The organism is Neisseria sp. N95_16 (assembly GCF_002551535.2).
GTDB lineage: Bacteria > Pseudomonadota > Gammaproteobacteria > Burkholderiales > Neisseriaceae > Neisseria > Neisseria brasiliensis.
Genome location: NZ_PDBT02000110.1, coordinates 1 through 5,039, shown reverse-complemented (window position 1 = coordinate 5,039; position 5,039 = coordinate 1). Strand labels below are relative to the sequence as shown.

The following is a 5,039-nucleotide window of genomic DNA, read 5'->3' as shown; positions in this document are numbered from 1 at the left end:
GTCAATGCAGCAGTCAGAGTGGTTTTACCATGGTCAACGTGACCGATGGTGCCAACGTTTACGTGCGGTTTGCTACGTTCAAATTTTTCCTTAGCCATGAGCTAATTCCTTTACATATAAAGATCGATTAAAGAACAATGGCCGTCTGAAAAAAATATTCAGAGTTTCAGACGGCCTATTTGCAAAGACTGATTAATTAGCCTTTGCGAGCTTCAGTTACAGCAGCAGCAACATTCGAAGGAGCTTCAGCGTATTTTTTGAATTCCATCGAGTAAGTTGCACGGCCTTGAGTGGCAGAACGCAAGTCGGTAGAGTAACCGAACATTTCAGCCAATGGCACTTCAGCGCGTACTTTCTTACCGCCGATACCATCATCATCCATGCCCAATACGATACCGCGACGACGGTTCAGGTCGCCCATTACGTCACCCATGTACTCTTCAGGCGTTTCAACTTCAACAGCCATGATTGGCTCCAACAATGCTGGAGAAGCGCGACGCATACCTTCTTTAAAGGCTTGAGAAGCGGCCAATTCAAATGCCAATTGAGATGAGTCGACATCATGCGAAGAACCGAATACCAAGCGTACACGGACATCCACCACAGGGAAGCCTGCTACCACACCGTTAGGCAAGGTATCACGAATACCTTTATCAACTGAAGGGATGAATTCGCGAGGAATCACACCACCTTTAATTTCGTCGATAAATTCGTAACCTTCACCACCTGGTTCCATAGGCTCCAATTTGATCACAACGTGACCATACTGACCTTTACCACCAGACTGTTTGGCGTGTTTGTATTCAGATTCCACTTCTTTACGGATGGTTTCACGGTAAGCTACTTGAGGCGCACCGATATTGGCATCCACGCTGAATTCACGTTTCATACGGTCAACAATAATTTCCAAGTGCAGCTCACCCATACCGGAAATAATGGTTTGACCTGATTCTTCATCTGTACGAACACGGAATGAAGGGTCTTCTTTAGCCAAACGGTTCAAAGCAATACCCATTTTCTCTTGGTCAGCTTTGGTTTTTGGCTCAACGGCAACGTGAATTACCGGCTCAGGGAATTCCATACGCTCCAAGATGATTGGCGCGTTTTCCGCACACAAGGTTTCACCTGTGGTCACGTCTTTCAAACCGATAGCAGCAGCGATGTCACCGGCACGTACTTCTTCGATTTCAGTACGGTCAGCAGCGGTCATTTGCACCAAACGGCCGATACGCTCACGTGTACCTTTAACAGAGTTCAATACGGTGTCACCAGATTTAACCACACCAGAGTAAACACGGATAAAGGTCAAGTTACCTACGTATTTGTCATTCAGCATTTTGAATGCCAAAGCAGAGAATGGCGCCTCATCGCTGGCTTCGCGCTGATCAGCGGCATCGCTAGATGGGTTCACACCTTGTACCGGTGGAATGTCGGTAGGTGCAGGCAGCAATTCAACTACGGCATCCAACATACGTTGAACACCTTTGTTTTTAAATGCAGAACCGCACAACATCGGTTGGATTTCACCGGCCAAAGTACGTTGACGCAACGCACCAACGATTTCTTCTTCAGTCAGGTCTTCACCACCCAAGTATTTGTCCATCAATTCTTCGCTGGCTTCTGCTGCGGCTTCAATCATGTTTTGACGCCATTCTTCAGCAGTATCTACCAAGTCAGCAGGGATATCACCGTATTCGAAAGTAACGCCTTTGTCTGCTTCATTCCACAGAATGGCTTTCATTTTCAACAGGTCAACCACGCCTTCGAAGTTGTCTTCCGCACCAACCGGAATCACGATTGGTACTGGATTGGCGCGCAAACGAGTTTTCATTTGCTCAACAACACGGAAGAAGTTGGCACCTTGACGGTCCATTTTGTTTACAAATGCCAAACGTGGCACTTTGTATTTGTTAGCTTGACGCCATACGGTTTCAGACTGAGGCTGTACACCGCCTACCGCGCAGTAAACCATTACCGCGCCGTCCAATACACGCATAGAACGCTCTACCTCTACGGTAAAGTCAACGTGTCCTGGGGTGTCAATGATGTTGAAACGGTGTTCTTTGAACTGTTTCGCCATACCTGACCAGTATGAAGTCACGGCAGCAGAAGTAATGGTAATACCACGCTCTTGTTCTTGATCCATGTAGTCGGTGGTTGCCGCACCGTCATGCACTTCACCCAGTTTGTGTGTCAAACCGGTGTAGAACAAAATACGTTCGGTTGTGGTGGTTTTACCCGCGTCAATATGGGCAGAAATACCGATATTGCGGTACAGGCTGATTGGGGTCTTACGAGCCATTTGATTAGCCTTTCTAAATTAGAAACGGAAGTGAGAGAATGCTTTGTTCGCTTCGGCCATACGGTGTACTTCTTCACGTTTTTTCAACGCGCCGCCGCGACCTTCAGAAGCATCAATCAATTCACCTGCCAAACGCAGATCCATTGATTTCTCACCACGCTTACGGGCCGCATCGCGAACCCAGCGCATTGCCAAAGCCAAGCGGCGTGAAGGACGAACTTCAACAGGAACTTGGTAGTTGGCACCACCTACACGACGGCTTTTCACCTCTACGATAGGCTTGGCGTTAGCAATGGCTTCGTTAAATACTTCGATTGCTGTTTTGCCGGTTTTTTTCTCGATTTGCTCCAAAGCACCGTAAACGATACGCTCTGCAACCGATTTTTTACCGTCAATCATCAATACGTTCATGAATTTAGTCAGCTCAACGCTGCCGAATTTTGGATCTGGCAGTACGTCGCGCTTCGGGACTTCTCTACGTCGTGGCATTTTAATTTCCTTAATATTCTATTCAGTTGGGTTGATTCCCATGAATACCCAAAGGAGTATTCACTTACTCGGCCGTTGTTCAGCTTAGGCGGCCGACGTGCCTATTTAGTCCCGCTTATTATTTAGGACGCTTAGCACCGTATTTAGAACGGGCTTGTTTACGGTCTTTAACACCCGCGGTATCCAAAGAACCACGTACGGTGTGGTAACGTACACCCGGCAAGTCTTTTACACGACCGCCACGGATCAATACCACGCTGTGCTCTTGCAAGTTATGGCCTTCACCGCCGATGTATGAAATCACTTCAAAACCGTTAGTCAGACGAACTTTACATACTTTACGCAATGCAGAGTTCGGTTTTTTAGGAGTGGTAGTGTATACACGGGTGCATACGCCGCGTTTTTGCGGGCAAGCTTCCAGTGCAGGCACTTTGTTTACGTACACAGGCTTTTGACGGCCTTTGCGTACCAATTGGTTAATAGTTGGCATATTTTCTCGTCCTGTTGAGTTAAATACTTGCCGACACCATGCCGACAAGAGCGAAATTATATTTTTTTTGCAAGCACTTAGTCAAGTATTACAGCAAATAAAACAGTATTTTTGTGTTTTCGGATAAACATTTAGCCACATTAGGCCGTCTGAAAACAGCATATTTGGCAAGATTATTTAGATTTTCAAAATGTTTTTTCCACACTCATAAACCACTCTTTGCTGTTTCTCGAATAAAAAGCGGGCATATTGCTATCAATTTTGACATAACGGAAATTCAACTGCGGCGTAAACCCCCACCATGAAATCTTACGATGCCATAATGCCGCACCTGCCTGATATTCGTGATCACGACGGGTAAAGCGATAAACCAATTCTGCTGGTGCTTTAAACTCTCGCCTTATATAACCGGTATTCGCCCGCAATCCAATGCCGCTTTTGAACTGTTTGATACCGCCTAAATTGACACCATACCGCCACGAAGCCTGTTCGCGTTCTTTAGTGTCGTCATTTATGCCGTTCACCCCGCCAAAAATTAACGCGGTTGGCGAAATACGATAGCTCAACGTTGCGCCTGCTGCCGTAACTCTACTATTGTAGCGTTCGGCAATATCCTCATTCTGATAACGTTTTGTACTAAATTGGGCATATTGGCTCATGCGCCATTTTTCATTTAAACGACGATTGTAATCGAGCGCGATGCCTACATTGGATACATAACGGCTGTCGTCTAACCAGTTCTGTTCGACATATGGGGTTACGCCCCATTCTTGCCGACTGTTTTGATGACGATAGCCGCTGTTTATACGCACGGTTTGTTCGCTATAATCCTGCGCATCCCAATAATGCACACCGCTTCCCATCACACCGAAACGGAAGAAGTGATTGCCGTTCAGGTTGAGGTTGCGTTCTGCTCCCAGCGTATAGCGGATACCATGAGCACTTTTTGGCAGGCTGTCTGCGGTTTTATGCCAAGTATTACCTTCCCATTCGACCTGACGGGCAGACGAAGCATTATTCACGTTGTCGGTTTGTTCGTAGTTGAGATTAAACACAGGCTGCCAGCTTTGTGCTTTTTTGGCAGCTTGGGCATATTGTTTGGCGAGCTCACTCATCGCGGGCGGCAAATCTGACTGTACTTTTTGCAAATGCTGTTCGGCTTCCCGATATTGCCTGTCTTCAAACAACATCACACCCAAGTCAAAACGGGGATAAATCAAATCGGGCTTTTCCGCCACGATTTCACGGTAAAGCGCCGCCGCCTCGCCATGACGGTCTTCTGCACGCCGCAAGGCACCCAAGGCATAACGGTACAGGGTTGTGTCATGCTGCGGCTGCATTGAATATTCTCTTAACAAGCCACCCAACTTCTGCCAATCTTTGCCGAGCAATGCTTGGTTAATCTGTTGCTCGGGTTCATCACCTTCCAGCAATTCGTTCCATTGCGGCATGGCCGGAAGTTCGTTTTCAGACGGCCTTTGCTCAAGCGGCAAAGCAATCGGCTTATCAAAGCTAACCGGCTCTTTCGGCACATCCAACACTTGGCTTTCATCTGCATACGTTGTTGCGGAAGAAAACAAGGCTGCAATCAGTAAGGTTTTCCGTATCATTTTTTTCTCAGTATCAGAAAGGCCGTCTGAATGTTTTCAGACGGCCTTACATTCGCATTTCAAGTGCAACGCTCAAATGCCATTGGCAAGGGCTGCTGAAAACAGATCACCCGGTGTCTCATAGTCCAATGTCTTTCTCGGTCGGCGG

The 5,039-nt window shown here is 47.0% G+C and carries 5 protein-coding genes; all 5 read right to left on the bottom strand.

The genetic code is table 11. The features are described from left to right. Positions 1–98: GTP-binding protein (locus CRG49_RS12210; protein WP_002253261.1), on the bottom strand; the 98-nt coding region annotated here is incomplete at its 3' end. Positions 99–196: 98 nt separating this feature from the next. Continuing rightward, positions 197–2,302: an elongation factor G gene (fusA, locus tag CRG49_RS12205; RefSeq protein WP_095502523.1), complete on the bottom strand. Its 2,106-nt coding sequence runs from the start codon at positions 2,300–2,302 to the stop codon at positions 197–199. Between the two features lie 18 nt (positions 2,303–2,320). Beyond that, positions 2,321–2,791, bottom strand: coding sequence for a 30S ribosomal protein S7 (gene rpsG / locus CRG49_RS12200; protein WP_049249334.1), 471 nt, complete (start codon positions 2,789–2,791; stop codon positions 2,321–2,323). Positions 2,792–2,909: 118 nt separating this feature from the next. Then, positions 2,910–3,281 (bottom strand): 30S ribosomal protein S12, encoded by a 372-nt coding sequence (rpsL, locus tag CRG49_RS12195; protein WP_002218431.1) that lies wholly within the window; start codon positions 3,279–3,281, stop codon positions 2,910–2,912. A 185-nt stretch (positions 3,282–3,466) separates the two neighbouring features. Further along, positions 3,467–4,891 (bottom strand): surface lipoprotein assembly modifier, encoded by a 1,425-nt coding sequence (locus CRG49_RS12190; RefSeq protein WP_095502522.1) that lies wholly within the window; start codon positions 4,889–4,891, stop codon positions 3,467–3,469. Positions 4,892–5,039 lie beyond the last annotated feature (148 nt).

Excerpts from the sequence above, each read along its gene's own strand:
- CRG49_RS12190 (WP_095502522.1), bottom strand. The coding sequence starts at position 4,891 with ATGATACGGAAAACCTTACTGATTGCAGCCTTGTTTTCTTCCGCAACA.
- rpsL (WP_002218431.1), bottom strand. The coding sequence starts at position 3,281 with ATGCCAACTATTAACCAATTGGTACGCAAAGGCCGTCAAAAGCCTGTG.
- fusA (WP_095502523.1), bottom strand. The coding sequence starts at position 2,302 with ATGGCTCGTAAGACCCCAATCAGCCTGTACCGCAATATCGGTATTTCT.
- rpsG (WP_049249334.1), bottom strand. The coding sequence starts at position 2,791 with ATGCCACGACGTAGAGAAGTCCCGAAGCGCGACGTACTGCCAGATCCA.